The 21,866-nt window shown below is 69.6% G+C and carries 22 protein-coding genes and 2 tRNA genes; 14 read left to right on the top strand and 10 right to left on the bottom strand.

What is annotated here, in order from left to right:
• Positions 1 to 64 precede the first annotated feature (64 nt).
• A complete protein-coding gene (locus ACLIME_RS03750; protein WP_064295138.1) occupies positions 65 to 538 on the top strand; it encodes an acyl-CoA thioesterase in 474 nt (157 codons plus the stop codon).
• 10 nt (positions 539 to 548) lie between these two features.
• On the opposite strand, the gene ACLIME_RS03755 is transcribed toward ACLIME_RS03750, so the two are convergent.
• Positions 549 to 1,421: an acyl-CoA thioesterase gene (locus ACLIME_RS03755; protein ID WP_234993952.1), complete on the bottom strand. Its 873-nt coding sequence runs from the start codon at positions 1,419 to 1,421 to the stop codon at positions 549 to 551.
• Positions 1,422 to 1,547: 126 nt separating this feature from the next.
• Here ACLIME_RS03755 and ACLIME_RS03760 point away from each other — a divergent pair, with 126 nt between their 5' ends.
• Entirely contained in the window at positions 1,548 to 2,228 is a 681-nt protein-coding gene (locus tag ACLIME_RS03760; protein ID WP_411558228.1) for a hypothetical protein, read from the top strand.
• A 3-nt stretch (positions 2,229 to 2,231) separates the two neighbouring features.
• Here ACLIME_RS03760 and ACLIME_RS03765 read toward each other — a convergent pair whose 3' ends face one another.
• The 6 genes from ACLIME_RS03765 to pepN all read right to left on the bottom strand — a co-directional run bounded on the left by ACLIME_RS03765 (position 2,232) and on the right by pepN (position 10,132).
• Positions 2,232 to 3,914, bottom strand: a complete 1,683-nt coding sequence (locus tag ACLIME_RS03765; RefSeq protein WP_411558229.1) for an FAD-binding dehydrogenase — start codon at positions 3,912 to 3,914, stop codon at positions 2,232 to 2,234.
• 55 nt (positions 3,915 to 3,969) lie between these two features.
• A complete protein-coding gene (locus tag ACLIME_RS03770) occupies positions 3,970 to 4,374 on the bottom strand; it encodes a globin (protein ID WP_079705698.1) in 405 nt (134 codons plus the stop codon).
• Positions 4,375 to 4,394: 20 nt separating this feature from the next.
• Positions 4,395 to 5,402 carry a mechanosensitive ion channel family protein gene (locus ACLIME_RS03775; RefSeq protein WP_079705699.1) on the bottom strand — a complete coding sequence of 336 codons (1,008 nt, stop codon included), beginning with the start codon at positions 5,400 to 5,402 and terminating at the stop codon, positions 4,395 to 4,397.
• An 81-nt stretch (positions 5,403 to 5,483) separates the two neighbouring features.
• Entirely contained in the window at positions 5,484 to 6,158 is a 675-nt protein-coding gene (locus tag ACLIME_RS03780) for a response regulator (protein ID WP_191940907.1), read from the bottom strand.
• Complete coding sequence (locus ACLIME_RS03785) at positions 6,155 to 7,444, bottom strand: histidine kinase (protein WP_192005093.1); 1,290 nt, start codon at positions 7,442 to 7,444, stop codon at positions 6,155 to 6,157. Before ACLIME_RS03785 ends, ACLIME_RS03780 begins: the two co-directional genes overlap by 4 nt.
• Before the next feature lie 144 nt (positions 7,445 to 7,588).
• Positions 7,589 to 10,132 (bottom strand): aminopeptidase N, encoded by a 2,544-nt coding sequence (pepN, locus tag ACLIME_RS03790; RefSeq protein ID WP_411558230.1) that lies wholly within the window; start codon positions 10,130 to 10,132, stop codon positions 7,589 to 7,591.
• Positions 10,133 to 10,274: 142 nt separating this feature from the next.
• On the opposite strand from pepN, the gene ACLIME_RS03795 reads away from it, so the two are divergent.
• From ACLIME_RS03795 to ACLIME_RS03820, 6 genes are all read left to right on the top strand, one after another.
• The gene (locus ACLIME_RS03795) at positions 10,275 to 10,898 is read left to right on the top strand and encodes a DsbA family protein (protein WP_411558231.1); all 624 of its coding nucleotides are present in this window, start codon (positions 10,275 to 10,277) and stop codon (positions 10,896 to 10,898) included.
• A 35-nt stretch (positions 10,899 to 10,933) separates the two neighbouring features.
• Positions 10,934 to 11,422, top strand: a complete 489-nt coding sequence (locus ACLIME_RS03800) for a ribose-5-phosphate isomerase (RefSeq protein WP_085510673.1) — start codon at positions 10,934 to 10,936, stop codon at positions 11,420 to 11,422.
• A gap of 62 nt (positions 11,423 to 11,484) precedes the next feature.
• Entirely contained in the window at positions 11,485 to 12,486 is a 1,002-nt protein-coding gene (locus tag ACLIME_RS03805; protein WP_411558232.1) for an Fpg/Nei family DNA glycosylase, read from the top strand.
• A gap of 37 nt (positions 12,487 to 12,523) precedes the next feature.
• Positions 12,524 to 14,077 carry an amidohydrolase gene (locus ACLIME_RS03810; protein WP_411558233.1) on the top strand — a complete coding sequence of 518 codons (1,554 nt, stop codon included), beginning with the start codon at positions 12,524 to 12,526 and terminating at the stop codon, positions 14,075 to 14,077.
• A gap of 110 nt (positions 14,078 to 14,187) precedes the next feature.
• On the top strand, positions 14,188 to 15,561 hold the full coding sequence (locus ACLIME_RS03815) for a sensor histidine kinase (RefSeq protein WP_411558234.1): 1,374 nt from the start codon (positions 14,188 to 14,190) through the stop codon (positions 15,559 to 15,561).
• 85 nt (positions 15,562 to 15,646) lie between these two features.
• Positions 15,647 to 16,243: a LuxR C-terminal-related transcriptional regulator gene (locus tag ACLIME_RS03820; protein WP_411558773.1), complete on the top strand. Its 597-nt coding sequence runs from the start codon at positions 15,647 to 15,649 to the stop codon at positions 16,241 to 16,243.
• 81 nt (positions 16,244 to 16,324) lie between these two features.
• On the opposite strand, the gene ACLIME_RS03825 is transcribed toward ACLIME_RS03820, so the two are convergent.
• The gene (locus ACLIME_RS03825; RefSeq protein WP_064295149.1) at positions 16,325 to 16,813 is read right to left on the bottom strand and encodes a Dps family protein; all 489 of its coding nucleotides are present in this window, start codon (positions 16,811 to 16,813) and stop codon (positions 16,325 to 16,327) included.
• 215 nt (positions 16,814 to 17,028) lie between these two features.
• On the opposite strand from ACLIME_RS03825, the gene ACLIME_RS03830 reads away from it, so the two are divergent.
• Entirely contained in the window at positions 17,029 to 17,565 is a 537-nt protein-coding gene (locus tag ACLIME_RS03830) for a gamma carbonic anhydrase family protein (RefSeq protein WP_159878454.1), read from the top strand.
• Here the strand turns inward: ACLIME_RS03830 and ACLIME_RS03835 are convergent.
• Both ACLIME_RS03835 and ACLIME_RS03840 read right to left on the bottom strand, forming a co-directional pair.
• Entirely contained in the window at positions 17,562 to 17,753 is a 192-nt protein-coding gene (locus tag ACLIME_RS03835; RefSeq protein WP_079705708.1) for a hypothetical protein, read from the bottom strand. The genes ACLIME_RS03830 and ACLIME_RS03835 overlap by 4 nt on opposite strands.
• 218 nt (positions 17,754 to 17,971) lie before the next feature.
• Positions 17,972 to 18,042, bottom strand: a tRNA-Gly gene (locus ACLIME_RS03840).
• Positions 18,043 to 18,235: 193 nt separating this feature from the next.
• On the opposite strand from ACLIME_RS03840, the gene ACLIME_RS03845 reads away from it, so the two are divergent.
• From ACLIME_RS03845 to ACLIME_RS03865, 5 genes are all read left to right on the top strand, one after another.
• A tRNA-Pro gene (locus tag ACLIME_RS03845) sits at positions 18,236 to 18,309 on the top strand.
• Positions 18,310 to 18,364: 55 nt separating this feature from the next.
• Positions 18,365 to 19,831 (top strand): trigger factor, encoded by a 1,467-nt coding sequence (gene tig, locus ACLIME_RS03850; protein ID WP_161578527.1) that lies wholly within the window; start codon positions 18,365 to 18,367, stop codon positions 19,829 to 19,831.
• An 84-nt stretch (positions 19,832 to 19,915) separates the two neighbouring features.
• On the top strand, positions 19,916 to 20,422 hold the full coding sequence (locus ACLIME_RS03855) for a tetratricopeptide repeat protein (protein WP_411558235.1): 507 nt from the start codon (positions 19,916 to 19,918) through the stop codon (positions 20,420 to 20,422).
• Positions 20,423 to 20,566: 144 nt separating this feature from the next.
• Complete coding sequence (locus ACLIME_RS03860; protein WP_056006680.1) at positions 20,567 to 21,160, top strand: ATP-dependent Clp protease proteolytic subunit; 594 nt, start codon at positions 20,567 to 20,569, stop codon at positions 21,158 to 21,160.
• Positions 21,161 to 21,190: 30 nt separating this feature from the next.
• Positions 21,191 to 21,859 (top strand): ATP-dependent Clp protease proteolytic subunit, encoded by a 669-nt coding sequence (locus ACLIME_RS03865; protein ID WP_071260849.1) that lies wholly within the window; start codon positions 21,191 to 21,193, stop codon positions 21,857 to 21,859.
• The last annotated feature ends 7 nt before the right edge of the window (positions 21,860 to 21,866 follow it).

The raw sequence follows: 21,866 nt of genomic DNA on the forward strand, positions 1-21,866 counted from the left end.
CTTCTGCCGGTGGGCCGTCGTCCGTTCACGACCCGTACGTCCCCGACCCACGGAGGGCCCAGCAATGACCAGACTCCACGTGCCGATCCCACTGCGGTGGGGCGACCTCGACGCCTTCAACCACGTCAACAACGCCTCGATGCTCAAGCTGCTGGAGGAGGCGCGCGTCCGCGTCTTCTGGATCCCGACGCTGGCGTCGGAGGACGTCCCGCCGACCGCGGTCATCGATGCGAGCCTCGAGGCCGAGACGCTGACGCTCGTGGCGCACCAGGAGATCGAGTACCTGGCCCCGATCCCGTACCAGCGCGATCCGCTCGACGTCCAGCTCTGGATGGGCAAGATCGGCGGAGCCAGCCTGCAGGTCGCGTACGAGGTCTACTCGCCGCTGGGCGGGGCATCGCAGACGCTGTACGCCCGAGCCTCCACGACGGTCGTCATGGTGGACGCCAAGACGCTCAAGCCGCGCCGGATCTCGGACGTCGAACGTGCGGCATGGGAGCCGTTCCTCGAGGATCCGATCGAGTTCTCGCGGCGCTGAGCGACGCCGGTCACCGAGGCGTCGGGAACCGCACCATGCCCTCCTGGGCGACGCTCGCGACGAGGCGACCCGCCCGATCGTAGATGCGCCCGAGGGACAGACCTCGTCCGCCGGTGGCGCTCGGGGAATCCTGCAGGTAGAGCAGCCACTCGTCGACGCGGGCGGGTCGGTGCCACCACATGGCGTGGTCGAGACTGGCGATCTTGATGCCCGGGGTGGCCCACGGGACGCCGTGACGACGGAGCACCGGCTCCAGGATCGTGTAGTCGCTCGCGTAGGCGAGCGCGGCACGGTGCAGCGCGGGGTCGTCGGGCAGGTCCTCGATCGTCTTGAACCACACCGCTTGCCGGGTGGTCCGCTCGCCCTCCACCCGGAGGTAGACGGGGGAGCCGACGTGTCGGAGGTCGAAGGGGCGTCCCGTCGCCCACGCCTCGGCAGCCGGGTGGTCGATCCCGCTGAGGAGCTCGGCGGCTGACGGGAGGGTCTCCGGGTCCGGGATCCCGTCGGGCAGCTCGATCTGATGCTCCGGGCCCTCGTCCTGGGTCTGGAAGGACGCGATCATCGAGAGGATCGGCACTCCGTTCTGGTACGCCTGGGTGCGCCGGGTGGCGAAGGAGCGTCCGTCGTGGATGCGGTCGACCGCGAAGGTGATCGGCAGGTCGACGTCGCCCGGTCGGAGGAAGTACCCGTGCATCGAGTGTATGATGCGCTCGGCGTCGACGGTCCGGGTCGCGGCGACGACGGACTGGGCGAGCACCTGACCACCGAAGACCCGCCCCTGCGGCATCCATTGGGACGGACCGGTGAAGATGTCCTCGTCGGTCCGGACACCGGGAGCACTGAGGTCGAGTGCGGTGAGCAGGGAGTGGATCGGTTCCTTCACGCGAACACGCCTTTCATCCGGGGGTCGAGGCTCGGTCGTCGATGCCCGACCCGACCCGCCGAGTCTATCCAGGCCCTGGCGACGCGGTGCCGGAGCGCACGCGGCGGTGGCGTAGATTGAGAGGAGATGTCCACCACCTTGCAGCTCCTCGACGCCACCTCGCTCGCCGACCTCCGCACCTTCCTCGCACGCGCCGCCCGGATCGACGACTCCGGCGTGCGACTCCTGGCTGCCGGGGACGTCCTGGCGGTCTCCGCCCCGGTGCTGCACCCGCAGGGCCTGCTCGACCGGAGTCCGACGATCATCGGGATGCGCACCTTCGCCCTCGCCGAACCCGCCACGGCCGACGTCCTCGCGACCCCGCGTGAACTCATCGACCGCATCGTCCGAACGCTCGGCGGGGTCGCTGCCGAGGACCTGATAGCGGATGCCCGCGAGACCGTGCCGCTCGAGCTGCCGCCGTCCACCAGGACGGCCCCGTGGGTCGGACAGGCACCGCCCCGTGGCGGCTGGGAACGTGCGGGCGACGTGGACACCATCGAGCTGGAACTCGTCGCCAGGACGGGGGCCTCGGAGATCGCCGAGACGCTCCCCACCGCGGTGGGCGATCAGATCGTCCAGAAGGTGCGGTCGCAGGTGTGGTCACGGCCCCTCGGCGACGGCCACGGACTCCCGACCGGTGCCGCGTTCGCCGCGGTGGGCCTCGGCTTCATCGCCGAGCCGGAGCGCGCGGCCGTCTTCCGCTCAGGTGGATGGGTCCGCTTGAGCACCCGACGCGGGCATGTGCTCGCGGGCGCCGTGACCTGATCCTCAGGCGCCTGCCATCGCGCGGCCGGCGGTCCGACCGCTGAACAGACACCCGCCGAGGAAGGTCCCCTCCAGCGCGCGGTAGCCGTGGATCCCTCCACCGCCGAAGCCAGCCGCCTCACCGGCGGCGTAGAGGCCGGGCACCGGGTTCCCGTCCGGGCCGAGGACCCGACTCGCGAGGTCGGTCTCGAGCCCGCCGAGGCTCTTGCGGGTCAGCACATGCAGCTTCACCGCGATGAGCGGTCCGGCCTTCGGATCGAGGAGCCGGTGCGGCGCGGCGACGCGGATGAGTTTGTCGCCCCGGTAGGAGCGGGCACCGCGGAGCGCGGTGATCTGCAGGTCCTTCGTGAACGGGTTGTCGATCTCGCGATCGCGAGCCTCCACCTCGGCGATGACGTTCCCCGCGTCGATGGGCGTCTCCGGGCTGAGCTCCTGCATCCCTGCGACCAGCTCGGTGAGCGTGTCTGCGACGACGAAGTCCGCGCCGTGCTCCTTGAACGCCTCGACCGGCCCTGGCGCTCCCGGGCCGATGCGCTTCGCGAGCAGCCCGAGGTCCTTCCCGGTGAGGTCGGGGTTCTGCTCGCTCCCCGACAGTGCGAACTCCTTCTCGATGATCCGCTGGGTCAGCACGAACCAGCTGTGGTCGTGGCCGGTGGCACGCAGGTGCGCGAGGGTACCGAGCGTGTCGAAGCCCGGGAAGAGCGGCACCGGGAGCCGCTTCCCGGTCGCGTCGAACCAGAGCGAGGACGGCCCCGGCAGGATCCTGATGCCGTGCTGCGGCCAGATCGGATCCCAGTTGGTGATGCCCTCGACGTAGTGCCACATCCGGTCGCCGTTGATGAGATGCCCGCCCGCACGCTCACTGATCGCCAGCATGCGTCCGTCGACGTGCGCGGGGACCCCGGAGAGCATGGTCGCCGGCGGCGTCCCCAGCCGAGCCGGCCACTGCTCGCGGACGAGGTCGTGGTTCCCTCCGATGCCGCCGCTCGCGACGAGCACAGCAGGCGCCCTGCACGAGAACTCGCCGACGACCTCGCGCGAGCTCGGAGCACCGCGCTCGGCATGCGACGGGGCGAGCACGGAGCCGCGGACGCCCACGACCGCGCCGTCCTCGGTGAGCAGCTCGTCCACACGGTGCCGGAAATGAGCCGACACCGTGCCGTCCTCGACGCCGGCGTTCACCCGTCGGACGAAGGGCGCGACGACACCGGGTCCGGTGCCCCAGGTGATGTGGAAGCGGGGAACGGAGTTGCCGTGGCCGATGGCGCCGTAACCGCCCCGTTCCGCCCAGCCGACGACCGGGAAGAACCGCACGCCCTGGTCGTGGAGCCAAGCGCGCTTCTCGCCCGCGGCGAAATCGAGGTACGCCTCTGCCCAGCGCTTGGGCCAGTGGTCCTCGGGACGGTCGAACGCTGCTGCGCCGAACCAGTCCTGGGTCGCGAGCTCGAGCGAATCACGGACGCCGAGGTGGCGCTGCTCGGGGGAGTCGACCAGGAACAGACCGCCGAACGACCAGTGCGCCTGGCCACCGAGGTTCGACTCCGGCTCCTGTTCGAGCAGGATGACCCGCTTGCCGGCGTCGATGAGCTCTGCGGCGGCGACGAGCCCGGCCAGCCCGCTGCCGATCACGATCGCGTCGGCCTCGGTTCGATCGGCGGACGGGTTGGGAGGGACGGCTGCTGGCATCTGCTGACTCCTTCGGCACGGACGTGCGTCCGATCCTACGACCGTGCGGCCGGAATCAGAGGAGACTGCGGCGCGGTGCCCCTGGATCCTCGTCGAAGGTGTTGACCATGGCGTGGGCTGCCCGCTCGAGGTAGTCCCAGAGCGTCGCCTCGTGCACCGGTGCGAGGTCGAGGCTGTCGACGGCGGCGCGCATGTGCAGCAGCCAGCGGTCGCGAGCGTCGGGGTTCACGTGGAAGGGCTGGTGTCGGAGCCGGAGACGCGGGTGGCCGCGTTCGGCGCTGTAGGTGCCCGGCCCACCCCAGTACTGCTCGAGGAAGAGCATCAGCCGGTCGGCCGCCGGACCGAGGTCCTCCTCGGGGTACATCGGTTTCAGGACGGGGTCGCCGGCCACGCCGCGGTAGAACTCGTCCACGAGGGCCTTGAAGGTGGCGTGTCCGCCGACCTGCTCGTAGAAGGACATGCCTGGTGCCTGGGAGTCGGTCACTGCTGCCCTCTCGGGGGTCGCTTGGTCTTCGGCGCCCGCGGCGGGACCACCGTGGTCGGGTGGGTGCGCGGGGGACGCGAACCGGTCACGCTTGCGGCACCCTCGAAGCCCGAGAGGACGATGCTGTTGAGCGACGGCAGCTTGACGTCCATCTCGTCGACGGCGCGCTTCAACCGCATCCGCAGTTCGCGAGCCACGTCGTCCTTGGCACTCGTGCGCGTCTTGATGACGAGGCGGATGACGAGGGCGTCGCCCGAGATCGATTCGAGACCCCACAGTTCGGGCTTCTCGAGGATGCGGGAGCGCCACTTGGGGTCGTGGGCGAGTTCGTTCGCCGTGTCGAGCATGCGCTCCTGGACGGCCTCGACGTCGGTGTCGTACGGGATCGCCAGGTCGATGATGACCCGCGACCACCCCTGCGACATGTTGCCGACCCGCAGGATCTCGCCGTTGCGGACGAACCAGAGCGTGCCGTTGACGTCGCGTACCTGGGTGATCCGGATGCCGACGGTCTCGACGACGCCGGTGGCGGGCCCGAGGTCGACCACGTCACCCACGCCCAGTTGGTCCTCGACCACCATGAACAGGCCGTTCAGGATGTCCTTGACGATGTTCTGGGCACCGAAACCGAGACCGGCACCGACCGCGGCCGTCAGCAGGGCGAACGAGCCGATGATGCTCGAGTCGATGACGTTGACGACGAGGATGGCCGCGACGATGACGATGGTGACGTTGACGATGTTGCTGAGCACGGTGCCGAGGGTCCGCGTGCGTTGGACGAGTCGGACGGCGGCGAGCGGCGAGGCGAGCAGCGATTGCGTGTCGGTGACGTCGGCGCTCTTCTTGACGCCACTCACGATGCGGCCGACGACGCGTCGGATGACGAATCGGAGCACCCATGCGGCGGCGAACGCCAGGCCGATCACGACCACCACGCCGATGATCTTCCACCCCGCCGTCCAGAGGAAGGCGGTCACGTCAGGCCAGATCTCATCCCAGTTCATATGGGCCTCAGTGTATCGAGCGACCCGGAGTGAACCGTGTGAGCCGCCCGAGTGCGAGCCGGACGGTGCCTGCGTGAACGGTCATGGACGCACGAGTCCGTGCTTGTAGGCGAAGATGACCGCCTGCACGCGGTCGCGCAGCTGCAGCTTCATGAGTACGCGACCGACGTGCGTCTTCACCGTCGACTCGGAGAGGACGAAGTGGGCGGCGATCTCCGCGTTGCTCAGCCCCTCCGCCATGGCGACGAGGATGTCGTGCTCCCGCGGTGTCAGCTCGGCGAGTTCTGCTGCCGAGCCGTCCTCGGCGGCCGTGGGGGTGCCGGGGAGGGCCGTCGCGAAGAGTTCGAGCATCCGCTTCGTGATGCGGGTCGAGACGGCGGCGTCGCCGGCGTGGACCGCGCGGATCGCGGACGTCAGCTCGTTCGGCAGAGCGTCCTTCAGGAGGAAGCCGCTCGCGCCAGCCCGCAGCGCTCCGAAGGCGTACTCGTCGAGGTCGAAGGTCGTCAGGATGATGATGCGGCTGTCGGGGTTCGCGGCGACGATCCTCCTGGTCGCCTCGATCCCGTCGAGTCCCGGCATCCGGACGTCCATGAGGATCACGTCCGGCCGCAGGCTGGCGGCGAGGTCGATCGCCTCGGCGCCGTTCGAAGCCTCACCGACCACGTCCAGATCGTCCTCAGCGCCGAGCACGAGACCGAATCCGAGCCGGATGAGCTGTTGGTCGTCGACGAGCAGGATGCGGACGGGGTCGGTCATGGTGTGGTTCCTCGTGGTTCGGTGGTCGGCGGGGACGTTCTCGACGGGCGTGGTTCCAGGGGGAGGACGGCATGGACGCGCCACAGCCGATCGCCGACGGCTCCGGCGGTGACCCGACCTCCTTGGAACGCGACGCGTTCGCGGAGGCCAAGCAACCCCTGGCCGGCGCCGAGCGACGGCGCGTCCGGAATGGACCCGTCGTTCTCGACGATGAGCTCGAGGTGCTCATCGTCGGTGGTGATGACGACGTCGACGCGCTTCGGCCGTTCCGAGTACCGCAGCGCGTTCGTGAGTGCCTCCTGCGTGATCCGGTGCACGGCGAGCAGGATCGACGGGTCGTCCGTCGACGGCCCCGAGACGGTGAGTGCGACCGGCAGGCCGAGCCCGCGGAAGGTCTCGACGAGCGCGGGGATCGACGCGGCGTCGGGTTGCGGAGCGAGGGGTGCGCTGCCGGTCTCGCGGAGGACGCCCAGCATGCGTCGCATGTCGACGAGGGAGCCGCGGGCGGCGTCGGTGACGGCGGTCATGGCGGACCGGGACGCCGTCGGGTCCTTCGTCGCCAGGGCCCCCTCGCTGAGCGCGACGATGACGGTGAGACTGTGGGAGACGATGTCGTGCATCTCGCGGGCGATGCGGGTCCGCTCGGCGACGGCGGCGAGCTGGGCCTGCTGGTCGCGCTCGCGGGCCAGCTGCGCCGCCCGATCGACGAGTGCTTCGACGTACCGCTTGCGATTGCCGACGTTGATCCCGATCAGCAGCCCGAAGAGCGCGAAGAGGACGACCGAGATGATGGTCTGCTGCGGCTCTCCCGGCTCATGTGGTGCGGCCCAGGGCAGGAACGGGGCGAGGACGGCCACGACCGCGGCGGCGGCGAAGGCCTGCCAGCCGAGTGCGACGGTCCGGTACACGGCCACCGAGTAGAGCAGGATCGGCACGGCGAACGCGTCGACGCCCACCGTCTGTGCGACCGAGACGAGCCCGACGGCGATGACGAGCACGGTCATCGCGAGCGGGCGCCGTCGTCTGAGCAGGACGGCGAGTGTCGTGATGCCCACGATCGCGACGGCGAGCGCGATGCGGCCGGGCTGGGCGGCCAGGTCGACGTCGAACCACTCGACGGTGCTGACCGAGAGCGCGACGAGGAGGTACCCGGCGGCGATGAGCGAGTCGGCGGTCCACGGATGCCTCGACCACCAGCGTCGGACGACCCCGGGTGGGCGCGGGAGCATCAGTGCGGCCTCCGTCGCGGCCCGGTCCCGGTCGGAGGACGGCTTCCGAGCGGTCACGACGAGGACGACCCTGAGGGTCGGTCGTCGTTCACTGGTCGGCGCATCCCTCCAGGATACGGAGAACCCCTCCACAGCGGGTCGTGCCGTGGAGGGGTTCTCGCCAGAGGATCCTGGTACCGGAGTGCTATCCGGCCGAGTGGATCACGCGGCGTCCCGTGCCTGTGCCGCGAGCGCCCGCTCGACCCCGGCGAGGGCTTCGACGAGCATACGTCGGAGTGCCGGGACATCGGCGTTGGTTTCCAACCACGCGCGGGTGCGGTCGCGGAGCTCGGTGGAGGCGAGCGCCGCCGGGTAGAGCCCCTCGACGATGTACTCGGCGATCTTGTAGCTGCGCGACTCCCAGACCGAGGTGAGCGCGGCGAAGTACGGCTCGACGAGCGGCTGCAGGACGGCCGGGTCGATGACGTGCCCGAACCCGAGACCGACGTTCCGGACGATCGCATTCGGCTGGTCGTCGTGCTCGACGACCGAGTCGAACGCTGCACGCTTGCCCTCGACGGTGGGGATCGTCGCCCGTGCGCGAGCGGCCGCCTGCGCACCGTTCGCCGTGTTGTCCTCGGCGAGCGCCGCATCGATGTCCGAACCGTCCGCGAGACCGAGGAGGACCAGGCCCTCGAGGAGCTCCCAGCGCAGGTCGGTGTCGATCTCCAGGCCCGGGAGTGCCGCGGAGCCGTCGCGCAGTGCACGCAGGTGCTCGCCGTGCTCGGGGGTCGAGGCGAGAGCGGCGAAGAACTTCACGAACTGGAACTGCGCGTCGGAGCCGGCCTCCGCCTCCTGGGCGAGCATCCAGAGCGCGTCGCCGACCCGGGAGATGGTCGCCAGGCGGTGTTCCGGAGCGACGTAGTTGCGCGCGGCCAGACCGAGCTGGCCGAGCGTGGTGCGCAGGGTCGTCGACTCGGTCTCCGTGGCGATGTTCCCGAGGACGAGCTCCACGTAGTCGGAGGCGCTCGACTCGGCGTCGCGGGTCGCGTCCCAGGCAGCGCCCCAGACCAGCGAGCGTGCGAGCGGGTCTTCGATCGAGGCGAGGTGGCCGATCGCCGTCGCGAGCGACCGCTCGTCGAGGCGGATCTTCGCGTAGGCGAGGTCGTCGTCGTTCAGCAGCACCAGGTCGGGCTGCGTCTCACCGACGAGCTCCGGCACCTCGGTGAGCGCCCCGTCGACGTCGAGTTCGACGCGTTGGGTGCGGACGAGCTTGCCGTCCTGCAGTCGGTACAGGCCGATGGCGAGGCGGTGCGGACGCAGCGTGTCGTAGTCCGCCGGGACCGTCTGCCGGACGGCGAACGCGGTGAACGCGCCGTCGGCGTCGACCGTGAACTCCGGGCTCAACGTCCCGACCCCGGCGGTCTCGAGCCACAGCTTGGACCACTCGCGGAGGTCGCGGCCGCTCGTCGCCTCGAGCTCGACGAGCAGGTCGTCCAGCACGGTGTTGCCGAACTCGTGCTTGCGGAAGTAGTTGCCGACGCCGGCGAAGAACGCCTCGATGCCCACCCAGGCGGCGAGCTGCTTCAGGACGGAGCCGCCCTTGGCGTAGGTGATGCCGTCGAAGTTGACCTGGACGTCCTCGAGGTCGTTGATGGTCGCGACGATGGGGTGCGTCGACGGCAGCTGGTCCTGGCGGTAGGCCCAGGTCTTCTCCATCGCGTTGAACGTCGTCCACGCCTCCGTCCACTCGGTGGCCTCAGCGGTGGCGATCGTCGAAGCCCATTCGGCGAACGACTCGTTCAACCACAGGTCGTTCCACCACTTCATGGTGACGAGGTCGCCGAACCACATGTGGGCGAGCTCGTGCAGGATCGTGACGACCCGGCGCTCCTTGATCGCGTCGGTCACCTTCGAGCGGAACACGTAGGTCTCGGTGAAGGTCACCGCGCCGGCGTTCTCCATCGCGCCCGCGTTGAACTCGGGGACGAAGAGCTGGTCGTACTTCTCGAACGGGTACGGGTACGCGAACTTCTCCTCGTAGTACGCGAAGCCCTGACGCGTCTTCTCGAAGATGTAGTCGGCGTCGAGGTACTCCGCCAGGCTCTTGCGAGCGAAGACGCCCAGCGGGATGGTCCGGCCGTCGCTCGAGGTGAGCTCGCTGCGCACCACGTCGTACGGGCCGGCCACGATCGCGGTGATGTAGGAGGAGATGCGCTGCGTGGGTGCGAAGCTCCAGGTCGCCGCGCCGTCGTGCGCCGGCACCGGCTCAGGCGTCGGGGAGTTGCTGACGACCTGCCAGGCTGCCGGCGCCGTGATCGTGAAGGTGAACGTCGCCTTCAGATCGGGCTGCTCGAAGACCGCGAACACCCGACGGGAATCCGGCACCTCGAACTGGCTGTACAGGTACACCTCGCCGTCGACGGGGTCGACGAAGCGGTGGAGGCCCTCACCGGTGTTCGTGTACTCGGCGTCCGCGTCGACGACGAGCACGTTCTCCGCAGCGAGGCCGTCGAGCTGGATGCGCACGCCGTCGGAGACGGTCGACGGGTCGAGCTCGACGCCGTTCAGCGTGACGGAGTGGACGGTGCGCGTCATGGCGTCGATGAAGGTCGAGGCGCCCGGTTCACCGGTGAAGCGCACCGTCGTGGTGCTGCGGAACACCTCGGGACCGGTCGTGAGGTCGAGCACGACCTCGTAGCTCGACGTGTCGACGAGCGCCCTGCGCTCCTGGGCTTCGACTCGGGTGAGGTTCTCTCCTGGCACAACTGCTCCCTGGTGTTGATGGACACGTGACGTGTGAAGTGCACGTGGTCGCTCGTGACGACCGCGGCACGATCAACCAGCCTAGACCCGCCGTGCGTCCGTTTCGGGGGAGTCGACGGGGATCGGCGCGTAGGGTGACGGCATGACGACTTCCGCTGCAGACAACACCCGCGTCGACTTCTGGTTCGACCCCTCCTGCCCGTGGGCCTGGATGACCTCGCGTTGGGTCGACGAGGTCACCGACGCCCGGAACCTCGACGTCCACTGGCACATCATGAGCCTCGCCGTCCTCAACGAGGACCAGGACGTCAGCGACGACTACCGGGCCTTCTTCCCCCGGGCGCTCCGATACACGCGGCTCGTCGCCGCCGCGGCAGCCGAACACGGACACGCGGTCGTCAAGCCGCTCTACGACGCCCTCGGCACGCGGATCCACCCCGACGGACGCGCGGAGGACGTCGACGCCGTGATCGCCGAAGCCCTCGCCGAGACCGGGCTCCCGGCGGCGCTCGCCGAAGCGTCGACGACGGACGCCTACGACGGGCCCATGCGCGAGAGCCACTTCGACGGCATCGGACGGGTCGGTCAGGACGTCGGCACCCCCGTCATCGCGATCGACGACGTCGCGTTCTTCGGACCCGTCATCTCGCCGGCGCCGAAGGGCGAGCAGGCGCTCGCACTGTGGGACGGTGTCGTCGCCGCTGCCGCCTATCCGGGCTTCTTCGAGCTGAAGCGCAGCCGTACGGCGGACCCGATCTTCGACTGACGCGACGCCGGCGCCCGGAACCCTAGACTTTCCACATGCGCATCCACATCGCCACCGATCACGCCGGTCTCGAGCTCAGTCAGTTCCTGCAGGACCACCTGCGCGCAGCCGGTCACGACGTCGTCGACCACGGCCCGGCCGAGTACGACGCGTTGGACGACTACCCGGCGTTCTGCATCAACGCGGCGAAGGCCGTCGTGCGCGACCAGCAGGCCGGTGTGGACGCCCTCGGCGTGGTGTTCGGCGGCTCGGGCAACGGCGAGCAGATCGCCGCGAACAAGGTCGTCGGTGTCCGCGCGGCGCTCGTCTGGAACCTCAGCACGGCGCAGCTGGCTCGGCAGCACAACGACGCCAACGTCATCTCGATCGGTGCGCGTCAGCACAGCACCGACGAGGCGGTGTCCTTCATCGACGCGTTCATCGCCGAGCCGTTCAGCCTCGAGGAACGTCACGCCCGTCGGATCGCCCAGCTCGCCGAATTCGAGGCGACCGGCACCATCGCCGGCAAGCACGTCGACGCCTGACGCGTCCTGCACCGCCACCGCGCGGCGCGCCGGATCGCGCCCCCACCGAGTGAGGAGTCACCATGCCCGAGGGGCACTCCGTCCATCGCATCGCCCGACAGTTCGCTCAGAACTTCGTCGGACACCGGGTCGCCGTGTCGTCTCCCCAGGGGCGCTTCGCCGAGGGCGCCGCCGTGCTGGACGGCCGGACGGTCACCGACGCCAAGGCCGTGGGCAAGCAGATGTTCCTCGAGTTCGACGACGGACTGTGGTTGCGGGTGCACCTCGGTCTGTACGGCGCGTGGGACTTCGCCGGTGAGATCCGGTCGGACCCGACCATCGCCGCCTCGAACGGCCGCATGGGGCAGACGAACCAGCGCGGCACGGTGCTCGACGACGACGATGCGCCGATCCACGATGCGGACGGGGAGAACTCCCTGCACAGCATCGGTGCACCGCGCCGGGCCAGGGTCCGGATGTCCGAGCAGTCGAGTCCACTCGCCGAGATCGACGAGCGGTTCCCACCCGAACCGGTGGGTCAGGTGCGCGTGCGGCTGTTGACCGAGACGACCGTGGCGGACCTCCGCGGGCCGACCGCCTGCGAGGTGATCGACGCCGCCGGGGTGCAGGCCGTCATCGATCGGCTCGGACCGGATCCACTGCTCGACCCGAGTGCGGAGGCGGGGGAGCGGTTCGTGTCGCGTGCGCACCGGAAGGGTTCCCCGATCGGTCTGCTCCTCATGGATCAGCAGATCGTCAGCGGGATCGGCAACGTCTACCGCGCCGAACTGCTGTTCCGCGCCCGTCTCGATCCGCACCGCACCGGGAAGACGGTCCCCGTCGAGACGCTTCGCGAGATCTGGCTCGACTGGACGCGGTTGCTCGCGATCGGGGTCGAGACCGGACAGATGATGACGATGGACGACCTGTCGGCGGCCGACTACCGCCTCGCGATGGCCAACCGCGCCGATCGCCACTGGGTCTACAAGCGGGAGGGACTGCCGTGCCGGGTCTGCGGGACGAACATCCTCCTCGAGGAGATGGGCGCCCGCAAACTGTACTGGTGCCCGAACTGTCAGCGCTGAACCGAACCCGCCTGCCCAACCGACGAGGACCGATGTGATGACCGAGCACCGCCCTGGACCCGACGGCGACCTCGTCACGACGATCGCCGACGTCCACCTGTCCGGACCGCGCCGCGGAGGCTCGTCCGACGCCGAACGGGTCGACGTCCTGCTCGAGGACGGCTCGATCGTGGCGATCCGACCCGCCGACCCCGAGGTCCTCCGTAGCAGCGCCCCCGGTGTGTTGGACGGCGGTGGTGGCTTCCTCCTGCCCGGGCTCTGGGACCACCACGTGCACTTCACCCAGTGGGCGCGCACTGCCAGGCGCGTCGACCTGTCCTCTGCTGCATCCGCCTCCGAGGCGGTCGAGTTGGTCGCTGAGCGGATCGCTCAGGGGGCCGACGGTGACGGCTGGGTCGAAGGCGCGAGGTTCCGTGACGCCCTCTGGCCGGACACGCCGACGTTCGCACTGCTCGACGCGATCGCCCCGGACCGCGAGGTCGTGCTGGTCAGCGCCGACCTCCACTGCTGCTGGCTGAACAGCGCGGCGCTCCGGGCCACGGGCTTCGCCGACCATCCCACCGGCCTGTTGCGGGAGGAGGAGTCGTTCGCCGTCCTCAAACAGCTCGACCAGGTCGCCGACGAGCTCTCCGACCGCTGGGTCGAGGCCGCCGCCGATCAGGCGGCATCCCGCGGCGTCGTCGGTGTCGTCGACCTGGAGATGCGCTGGAACGCCGCGGACTGGATCCGTCGGGTCGGGAACGGGACTCGCGCGCTCCGCATCTCCTTCGGTGTGTACGCCGAGCACCTCGAGCGCGCGATCGACGCCGGGCTCGTGACCGGGGGAGTGCTCGCCGGAACGGACGGCCTGGTGCAGGTCGGCCCGTTCAAGGTCATCACCGACGGATCCCTCAACACCCGGACGGCCTGCTGCGAAGCGCCCTATCCGGGTTCGGCTCCCGGAACCGACGCGCACGGGATGCTCAACGTCCCGCCGGAGCGACTCACCGCATTGCTCACCCTGGCGACCGCCAACGGCCTCCACTGCGCGGTGCACGCCATCGGCGACCGCGCCAACACCCTCGCCCTCGACGCCATCGAGACGACGGGTGCGAGGGGCACGATCGAGCACGCGCAGCTGCTCCGTGCGTCCGACCTGGAGCGGTTCGCCCGCACCGGAACGGCTGCGAGTGTCCAGCCGGAACACGCGATGGACGATCGGGACATCGCCGAGGTCCACTGGGCCGGGCGCACCGACCGTGCTTTCGTGCTCCGCAGCCTCCTCGACGCCGGCGCCACACTCCGACTCGGTTCCGACGCCCCGGTCGCTCCGCTCGACCCGTGGGTCTCCATCGCCGCCGCCGTGACGCGCAGCCGCGATGGACGCGAGGCCTGGCACGGCGAGCAGGCCATCACGGTCGAGGAGGCACTGGCGGCGTCGACCAGAGGAGACGACGACGTGGTGGCCGTCGGCCGCCCCGCCGACCTCGTCGTCGTGGGGTTCGACCCGTTCTCCTGCGCGCCGGAGGCGCTGCGCACCATGCCGGTCCGTGCGACGATGCTGGGTGGGCGCCTGACGGCCGCACCATCCGTCCGCCCGGCCGGGGGATAACCCCCGATCGGAACGGGGCGTCCACCGGATGCCGTTCGTCGGCGGAGCCGAACAGACTGAGGCGAGCCCGGTGCGAGAGCCGGGACCGCTCCGTCGAAAGGACCTCCTTCATGACCACCGCCATCGGCCGACAGCTCGACGCGTCGGCGAAGCCCGATCCCTCCACCCGAGGCGCGTGGCGATACGGTCGGCTCTGGCGGGACGTCCCCGGATCGCTCCTGTTCCTGCTGCCCAACCTGCCGATCGTCATCGCCGGAAGCATCGTGGCCGTGGTGATCCTCTCCCTCGGCTTCGGGCTCGCGATCCTGGGGGTCGGTCTCCTGATCATCGTCGGCGGCCTCTGGGTCTCGCGGGCGTTCGTGGAGCTCGAGGTCGCGCGTCTCCGCACGACGGGTCTCCCGCCGATCCGAGGAGGAGCCTGGCGGTCGTCCATCGGGACCGAGACGACACTGGGTGCCGTGCTCGCTCCGCTCGCCGGACCGCGTTGGTGGCTCGCGGCCCTGCACACGGTCCTCGTGAACCCGATCGTCGGGGGCGTCACCTGGGGACTGACCATCACCTGGACCGTGGGTGCCGTCGCCGGCACGACGTACTGGATCTGGGCGGACCGGCTCTCGGCTGGTTCCTCCTCGGGCTTCGCGGAGCTGCTGGCTCCCATGCTGGACCCGTCGGACGCGTTGCTCGCCGACAAGCTCTGGAACCTCGCGCTCGGCGTCGTGTTCCTCGTGACGCTCCCGCTGGTCCTCCGGGTGCTGGTGCTGCTGCACCACGCCATCGCCTCCGGGCTGTTCGGTGCGCGGCCACAGGAGGAGCTGCGAGCCGAGCTCCTGGCGGAGCGGCGTGCACGCGGTGCCGCCGTCTCGGCTGAGGCTGGCGCGGTGCGGCGGCTCGAACGGGACATCCACGATGGTCCCCAGCAGCGGCTCGTCCGGCTGCAGATGGATCTCGCGGCCGCCGAACGACGCCTCGACACGGACCCCGCCTCGGCACGCTCGCTCCTGGGTGAGGCGCGCGCCCAGGCCGCCGAGACACTCGACGAACTCCGCGCGCTCTCGAAGGGCCTGATGCCGCCACTGCTGCAGGACCGCGGCCTCGTCGCCGCACTCGACGACCTCGCCGCGCGGTGTCCGGTGCCGACGAGGACGGAGCTGGCGGTCGTCTCATCGGTGACGCTGCCTCGTGAGACGGAGCGTGGGATCTACTTCATCGTCGCCGAACTCCTGACCAACGTGTCGAAGCATGCGGATGCGCGGCGCGCCGGCGTCGAGGCCCATGCGACGGTTGACCAGCAGCTGGGTTCGCGGCTCACGCTCCGCGTGACGGATGACGGTCGGGGCGGCGCGCACCTGGAACCGGGCCACGGTCTCGAAGGCCTGACCGAACGGGCGCAGGGCCTCGGCGGGAGACTGGTGATCGAGCCGGCCCCGGTGTGGGACGGCGTCGCACGTGGCAGCGCCGTCTCGATCTCGCTCCCCGTAGGCTGAACGGGTGATCAGCCCTGACCGTGCCGGTGGAGGACCGCTCCGCATCGTGATCGCCGAGGATTCGACACTCCTCCGCGAGGGCTTGATGCGGCTGTTCGACGAGGCCGGCTTCATCACGGTCGCCGCGTACGCCGATGCGGAGGCGCTCCAGCGCGGGCTCGCGGCGGACCGGCCGGACCTCATCGTCATGGACGTCCGCATGCCGCCCACGTTCCGGGACGAAGGGGTCCGCGCAGCGATAGCGCTGCGCGCCGAGCATCCCGACCTCCCCGTCCTGCTGCTCAGCCAGTACGTCGAGACCGTCTACGCCCGGGAGCTGCTCGCGGACGGCGGGCGTGGGATCGGTTATCTCCTCAAGGACCGGGTCGCCTCACTGGAGGAGGTGCAGGACGCGATCCACCGGTTGGTCGAGGGAGGGACCGTCCTCGACCCCGACGTGGTCCGCACCCTGTTCGCAGCACAGCGCGACCCGTTGGCCGGCCTGACCCCACGTGAGACGGAGGTGCTCTCCGCCATGGCGGAGGGGCGCACGAACACGGCGATCGCCGAACGCCTGCGGGTCGGTGTCGGCGCGGTCGAGAAGCACATCTCGGCCATCTTCCAGAAGCTCGGCCTCGAGGACTCTGGGAGCGACCACCGACGCGTCCTCGCGGTCCTCGCCCTGCTCCAGCGGAACGGTTGACGGGTGACACGCGCGACGAAGGGGCAGTCACGGATGACTGCCCCTTCGTGGGTGATGCTGGCGGGTCGCCCCGCCGGGGTGCTACCGGCTGAGGTGGGCGAAGAGGAACCAGCGGTCCTTGTCGAGGCCGCGGGCGATCTCGATCGCGATGTCCTGGCTGGTCTGGTCGAGCTCGTCGAGCTCGTCGACCGCGGTGTTGACCGAGGCGGAGGCCGCGTCGATGAGGGCGATGACCTCGGCGATGGTGCGGTCGGACTGCTGGAAGCCCTCGCTCAGCTCGGGCGTGCTGGTCTTCGCGGCGACGGTGCTGAGGCGTGCGTCGACCGGGAGTCCGAGGGCGACGATGCGCTCTGCGGCGAGGTCGGCCCACTCCTGCGCGTGGTCGACGATGTCGTCGAGCAGCTCGTGGACGCCGATGAAGTTCGCGCCACGCACGTGCCAGTGGGCCTGCTTGCCGTTGACGACGATGGCGGTGAGGTCGACGACGACGGGGCTGAGGAACTGCGCGGTGCCTGCTGCGACGTCCGGGTTGGCGACGGCCTGCGGAATGGAGGTGGTGATGTCGGTCATGGTGTTTCCCCTTCGTTGACGAGTGAGGCCCTGGTCGGGCGGATTCGTCGGTCTGCTTGAATGCAACGGTACTCAGCCGCAGACATTCCGCAAGGAAGTCGAGGCTCGGCTTACGAAGGGTGCACTCAGCAAGGAAAGCCTGACCGTACCGGCGATTCACCCCGGAACGACGCGGGTTCCCGACGGCTGGGGCCGCCTGCGATAGCGTGGCCGGTATGACGCTGCACGGTACGGTCAGGAAACTCTCAGACGGACGCTCGCCCCAGATCGACCCGAGTGCCTACACGGCGCCGGGCTCCGTGCTGGTGGGCGCCGTGACGCTCGCCGCGGATTCGAGCGTCTGGTACAACGCCGTCCTCCGCGCGGACTCCGACTCGATCAGGCTCGGCGCAGGGTCCAACATCCAGGACGGGGTCGCCGTGCATACGGACAGTGGCCACCCGACGGTCATCGGACGCAACGTCTCCGTCGGGCACAACGCGGTCGTCCACGGCTGCACGGTCGAGGACGACTGCCTCATCGGGATGGGTTCCGTGGTCCTGAGTGGCGCCGTGATCGGTGCCGGGTCGCTCGTCGCCGGGGGAGCGGTGGTCCTCGAGGGCATGATCGTGCCGCCCGGTTCGCTCGTCGCGGGGGTCCCCGCCAAGGTGCGGCGGGAGCTGACGGCCGACGAGCGGGAGGCGATCCGGCAGAACGCCGCACACTACGTCGCGCTCAGAGCGGTCCACGCCGCAGCCGTCGACGAAGACTAGCGGCGGCGTGCGTCGCGCTTCCTGAGGCGACGCTGCGCGGCGAGCGAGCCGGACAGGCAGACGACGCAGCCGATCATGCAGATGAGTCCGACGCCGAGTCGCCCGGTCGCGAGTGCGTACACCCCGACGAAGAAGACGAGCGCACCGGCCACCGTCCAGATGTGGGGCCAGATCGCGTCGAGTCGCATGCGCTCAGCCTAGGGCGTCGCCCATGCGATATCGCCGCCCGGACCTGTCGAAGCGCTCAGCGGCGGACCTCTCGCTCCGGCGATCCCCTTCCGGTCCCTGAGCCTGTCGAAGGGCGCGGCGCCAGGAAGTCCCTGCGCGGTAGCCGAACCGTCGCGCCTGCCTTCGCGGCGCTGCCTGGTTCTGAGGAATCGGCGCTGCCTGGTTCTGAGGAATGGAGAGGGGATGACGGGAATCGAACCCGCGTAATCAGTTTGGAAGACTGAGGCTCTACCATTGAGCTACATCCCCGAGGCGTCGCAATGCGACGAACTCACCCGGTAATGCTACTGCATCCCGAGCGCCCATCCGTGCAGCTCCGTGTCCCGAGGCCCGTTCCGCCCCGGAAACCGCACAGGGGCCGCACAGATTCTGGGCTAGACTGACCGAGGCCATTTCGCCCACCGCTCGTCGGTCGGGCCGGCTGGCCGGATTGTCGCCGATCCGGGGCGTAGCTCAGCTTGGTAGAGCGCCCGGTTTGGGACCGGGAGGTCGCAGGTTCGAATCCTGTCGCCCCGACTCCGTTTTGCGTCCTCAACTGAGGCAGAATCCCCGACACAGGAGAAGTAATCACGTGAAGACCACGGTCGAGAAGCTGAGCCCCACTCGCGTCAAGCTCGCCATCGCGGTGACGCCCGAGGAGCTCAAGCCGAGCATCACCCACGCCTACGGACACATCGCCGAGGACATCAACGTCCCAGGCTTCCGTAAGGGCAAGGTGCCACCGGCGATCATCGACCAGCGCGTCGGCAAGGGCGCCGTGATCGAGCACGCCGTCAACGAGGGCCTCGACGGCTTCTTCCGCAAGGCACTCGAGGAGAACGAACTCCGTCCGCTCGGCCGCCCGCAGGCCGACATCGTCGAGTGGCCGAACGAGAAGGACTTCTCCGGCGACCTGCTCGTGAACATCGAGGTCGACGTCCGTCCCGAGATCACGCTTCCCGCCTACGAGGGCCTCAAGCTCACCGTCGACGCCCAGGAAGCCGGCGAAGCCGACGTCCAGGACGAGCTCGACCGCATCCGTGCACGCTTCGGCACGCTCGTGACCGTCGACCGCCCGGCCAAGACGGGCGACTTCGCCCAGCTCGACCTGGTCGCCAAGATCAACGACGCCGAGGTCGACCGCGCGAGCGGCGTCTCCTACGAGATCGGTTCGGGCGAGCTGCTCACCGGCATCGACGAGGCACTCGACTCCCTCACCGCCGGTGAGACCACCACCTTCACCTCGCCGCTGCTCGGTGGCGAGCACGAGGGCGAGGACGCCGAGGTCACCGTCACGCTGACCGCCGTCAAGGAGCGCGAGCTTCCCGAGGCCGACGACGACTTCGCTCAGATCGCGAGCGAGTTCGACACCATCGACGAGTTCAAGGCGCAGCTGCGCGAGGTCGTCGAGCGCCAGCAGGTCATCACCCAGGGCCGCGACGCACGCACCGCGCTCGTCGACGCCATGCTCGAGGCCGCGCAGATCCCCGTGCCCGAGAGCGTCATCGAGGACGAGGTGCACCGTCACCTCGAGGGCGAGAACCGCCTCGAGGACGACGAGCACCGCGCCGAGGTCACCGAGTCCAGCGAGAAGGCGCTGCGCACGCAGCTCCTCCTCGACGCACTCGCGGAGTCGCTCAACGTCCAGGTGAACCAGAACGAGCTCACCGAGTACCTCATCCAGAGCGCGTCGCAGTACGGCATGGAGCCCGGTGAGTTCATCGAGGCACTCGGCCAGCAGGGTCAGATCCCCGCCATGGTCGGCGAGGTCGCCCGCAACAAGGCCATCGCCATCGCGCTCGGCAAGGCCGAGGTCGTCGACTCCAACGGCAAGCCCGTCGACCTGAGCGACTTCGTCGCCGTGGTCGAGGACGAGGACGCCGCCACCGAGACTGCAGCCGACGAGACGACCGAGGCTCCGGCCGAGGACGCCGCCGACGAGGCTCCGGCCGAGGCCGAGCCGAAGAAGGCCGCCGCCAAGAAGGCACCTGCGAAGAAGGCGCCCGCCAAGAAGGCACCGGCCAAGAAGGCCGCTGCCGACGAGGCCGCTGCCGAGTAGGACAGCACCAGCAGTGACGACAGGGGCGGAAGCGATTCCGCCCCTGTCGTCGTCTCCGCACACGTCAGCCGAATGGGAGCCAGCATGACGACGACCGACGCAACCGGCTGGGACGACCGCGTCGCAGCCGTCTGGGCCGACGAGACCATCGACGACGAGCAGCGCATCGCGGCCATCGACGCCCTGGCCGCCGAGCGTCCGCCGGGTGACGCCCGCGCCGCGTTCGAGGCTGCCGGTGCACGCGACTCCGCCGGCCACGAGGTCGAGGCCGAGGTCTGCTATCGCGCCGCGCTCGAGGCCGGGCTCGACGAGGAGCACCGTCCGCAGGCGATCATCCAACTGGCCAGCACCCTCCGCAACCTCGGTCGGACCGCTGAGAGCGTCGTCCTGCTCGAACAGCAGCTCGCGGACGATCCGACCGCTCCGTACGCGGACGCGACCGCGGCCTTCCTGGCCCTGGCGCTCGCCAGCTCGGGGGACCCGCGTCGAGCGACCGCCGTCGCCCTCCGCGCTCTCGTGCCGCACCTGCCGCGATACCACCGGTCCGTCCGCGCCTACGCCGACGAACTCGAGACGGATCCGCTCCGCTGAGCCCCGACGGTCGCGCCTTCCGTCCGCTCGCCGTCCGCTGCCGGCGAACCCCGTCGCCCGGGAGTCTGCCGAGGGCGAACAGGGCGTTGGTGGTGCGTCGCCTCCGATAGATTCGAACCACTGCACAACCGAAACGGAGCGATAATGGCCGAACCACAGTTCTCGCCCAGTGTCTTTGACCGCCTGCTGAAGGACCGGATCATCTGGCTGGGCGCCGAGGTCCGCGACGAGAACGCGAACGAGATCGCGGCTAAGCTGCTGCTCCTCGCCGCGGACGACCCGAAGCGCGACATCTACCTCTACATCAACTCGCCCGGTGGCTCCATCACGGCCGGCATGGCCATCTACGACACCATGCAGTTCGTGCCGAACGACATCGTCACGGTCGGTATCGGCATGGCCGCGTCGATGGGTCAGCTCCTCCTCACGGCCGGCACCAAGGGCAAGCGCTACATCACCCCGAACGCCCGCGTGCTCCTCCACCAGCCGCACGGCGGATTCGGCGGGACGTCGAGCGACATCCAGACCCAGGCGCAGCTTATCCTCGACATGAAGCGCCGTCTCGCCGAGATCACCGCGGCGCAGACCGGCAAGAGCGTCGAGCAGATCAACGCCGATGGCGACCGCGACCGCTGGTTCAACGCCGAAGAGGCGCTCGAATACGGTTTCGTCGACCACCTCCGTGAGTCCGCGCTCGACGTGGCCGGCGGCGGCGGAACCGTCGACAGCGACAAGTAACCCGGCTTCGACCAGACAGGAATGCAACACATGGAGACTCCAACGTTCAGTGCGGCGGGCCGCTCGCTGCAGATGCCGGGTGCTCGCTACATCCTCCCGAGCTTCGAAGAGCGCACGGCCTACGGCTACAAGCGCCAGGACCCGTACGCGAAGCTCTTCGAGGACCGCATCATCTTCCTCGGCGTGCAGGTCGACGACGCATCGGCCGACGACATCATGGCCCAGCTGCTCGTGCTCGAGAGCATGGACCCCGACCGTGACATCGTCATGTACATCAACTCACCCGGTGGCTCGTTCACCGCGATGACGGCGATCTACGACACGATGCAGTACATCCGTCCGCACGTCATGACGGTGGTCCTCGGACAGGCGGCCTCCGCCGCTGCCGTGCTCACCGCCGCCGGCACGCCGGGCAAGCGCCTGGCCCTCCCGAACGCCCGCATCCTGATCCACCAGCCCGCCGTCGGCGAGGCCGGCCACGGACAGGCTTCGGACATCGAGATCCAGGCGGCCGAGATCCTCCGGATGCGCGGCTGGCTCGAGTCGACCCTCGCACACCACTCCAACCGTTCGGTGGAGCAGGTCAACAAGGACATCGACCGCGACAAGATCCTCTCGGCCGCCGAGGCGCTCGAGTACGGTCTCATCGACCAGGTGCTCACCTCACGGAAGAACCCGATCGCGGCCATCACGGCCTGACCCGGTT

The sequence above is a fragment of the Plantibacter sp. MPB07 genome (genome assembly GCF_046619465.1).
Lineage (GTDB): Bacteria > Actinomycetota > Actinomycetes > Actinomycetales > Microbacteriaceae > Plantibacter > Plantibacter auratus.

Excerpts from the sequence above, each read along its gene's own strand:
- ACLIME_RS03865 (WP_071260849.1), top strand. The coding sequence starts at position 21,191 with ATGGAGACTCCAACGTTCAGTGCGGCGGGCCGCTCGCTGCAGATGCCG.
- ACLIME_RS03855 (WP_411558235.1), top strand. The coding sequence starts at position 19,916 with ATGACGACGACCGACGCAACCGGCTGGGACGACCGCGTCGCAGCCGTC.
- ACLIME_RS03860 (WP_056006680.1), top strand. The coding sequence starts at position 20,567 with ATGGCCGAACCACAGTTCTCGCCCAGTGTCTTTGACCGCCTGCTGAAG.
- ACLIME_RS03765 (WP_411558229.1), bottom strand. The coding sequence starts at position 3,914 with ATGCCAGCAGCCGTCCCTCCCAACCCGTCCGCCGATCGAACCGAGGCC.
- ACLIME_RS03830 (WP_159878454.1), top strand. The coding sequence starts at position 17,029 with ATGACGCTGCACGGTACGGTCAGGAAACTCTCAGACGGACGCTCGCCC.
- ACLIME_RS03775 (WP_079705699.1), bottom strand. The coding sequence starts at position 5,402 with ATGAACTGGGATGAGATCTGGCCTGACGTGACCGCCTTCCTCTGGACG.
- ACLIME_RS03800 (WP_085510673.1), top strand. The coding sequence starts at position 10,934 with ATGCGCATCCACATCGCCACCGATCACGCCGGTCTCGAGCTCAGTCAG.
- ACLIME_RS03825 (WP_064295149.1), bottom strand. The coding sequence starts at position 16,813 with ATGACCGACATCACCACCTCCATTCCGCAGGCCGTCGCCAACCCGGAC.
- ACLIME_RS03770 (WP_079705698.1), bottom strand. The coding sequence starts at position 4,374 with ATGTCCTTCTACGAGCAGGTCGGCGGACACGCCACCTTCAAGGCCCTC.
- ACLIME_RS03760 (WP_411558228.1), top strand. The coding sequence starts at position 1,548 with ATGTCCACCACCTTGCAGCTCCTCGACGCCACCTCGCTCGCCGACCTC.
- ACLIME_RS03815 (WP_411558234.1), top strand. The coding sequence starts at position 14,188 with ATGACCACCGCCATCGGCCGACAGCTCGACGCGTCGGCGAAGCCCGAT.
- ACLIME_RS03780 (WP_191940907.1), bottom strand. The coding sequence starts at position 6,158 with ATGACCGACCCCGTCCGCATCCTGCTCGTCGACGACCAACAGCTCATC.
- ACLIME_RS03820 (WP_411558773.1), top strand. The coding sequence starts at position 15,647 with ATGCGGCTGTTCGACGAGGCCGGCTTCATCACGGTCGCCGCGTACGCC.
- ACLIME_RS03750 (WP_064295138.1), top strand. The coding sequence starts at position 65 with ATGACCAGACTCCACGTGCCGATCCCACTGCGGTGGGGCGACCTCGAC.
- ACLIME_RS03795 (WP_411558231.1), top strand. The coding sequence starts at position 10,275 with ATGACGACTTCCGCTGCAGACAACACCCGCGTCGACTTCTGGTTCGAC.
- ACLIME_RS03805 (WP_411558232.1), top strand. The coding sequence starts at position 11,485 with ATGCCCGAGGGGCACTCCGTCCATCGCATCGCCCGACAGTTCGCTCAG.
- ACLIME_RS03835 (WP_079705708.1), bottom strand. The coding sequence starts at position 17,753 with ATGCGACTCGACGCGATCTGGCCCCACATCTGGACGGTGGCCGGTGCG.
- ACLIME_RS03810 (WP_411558233.1), top strand. The coding sequence starts at position 12,524 with ATGACCGAGCACCGCCCTGGACCCGACGGCGACCTCGTCACGACGATC.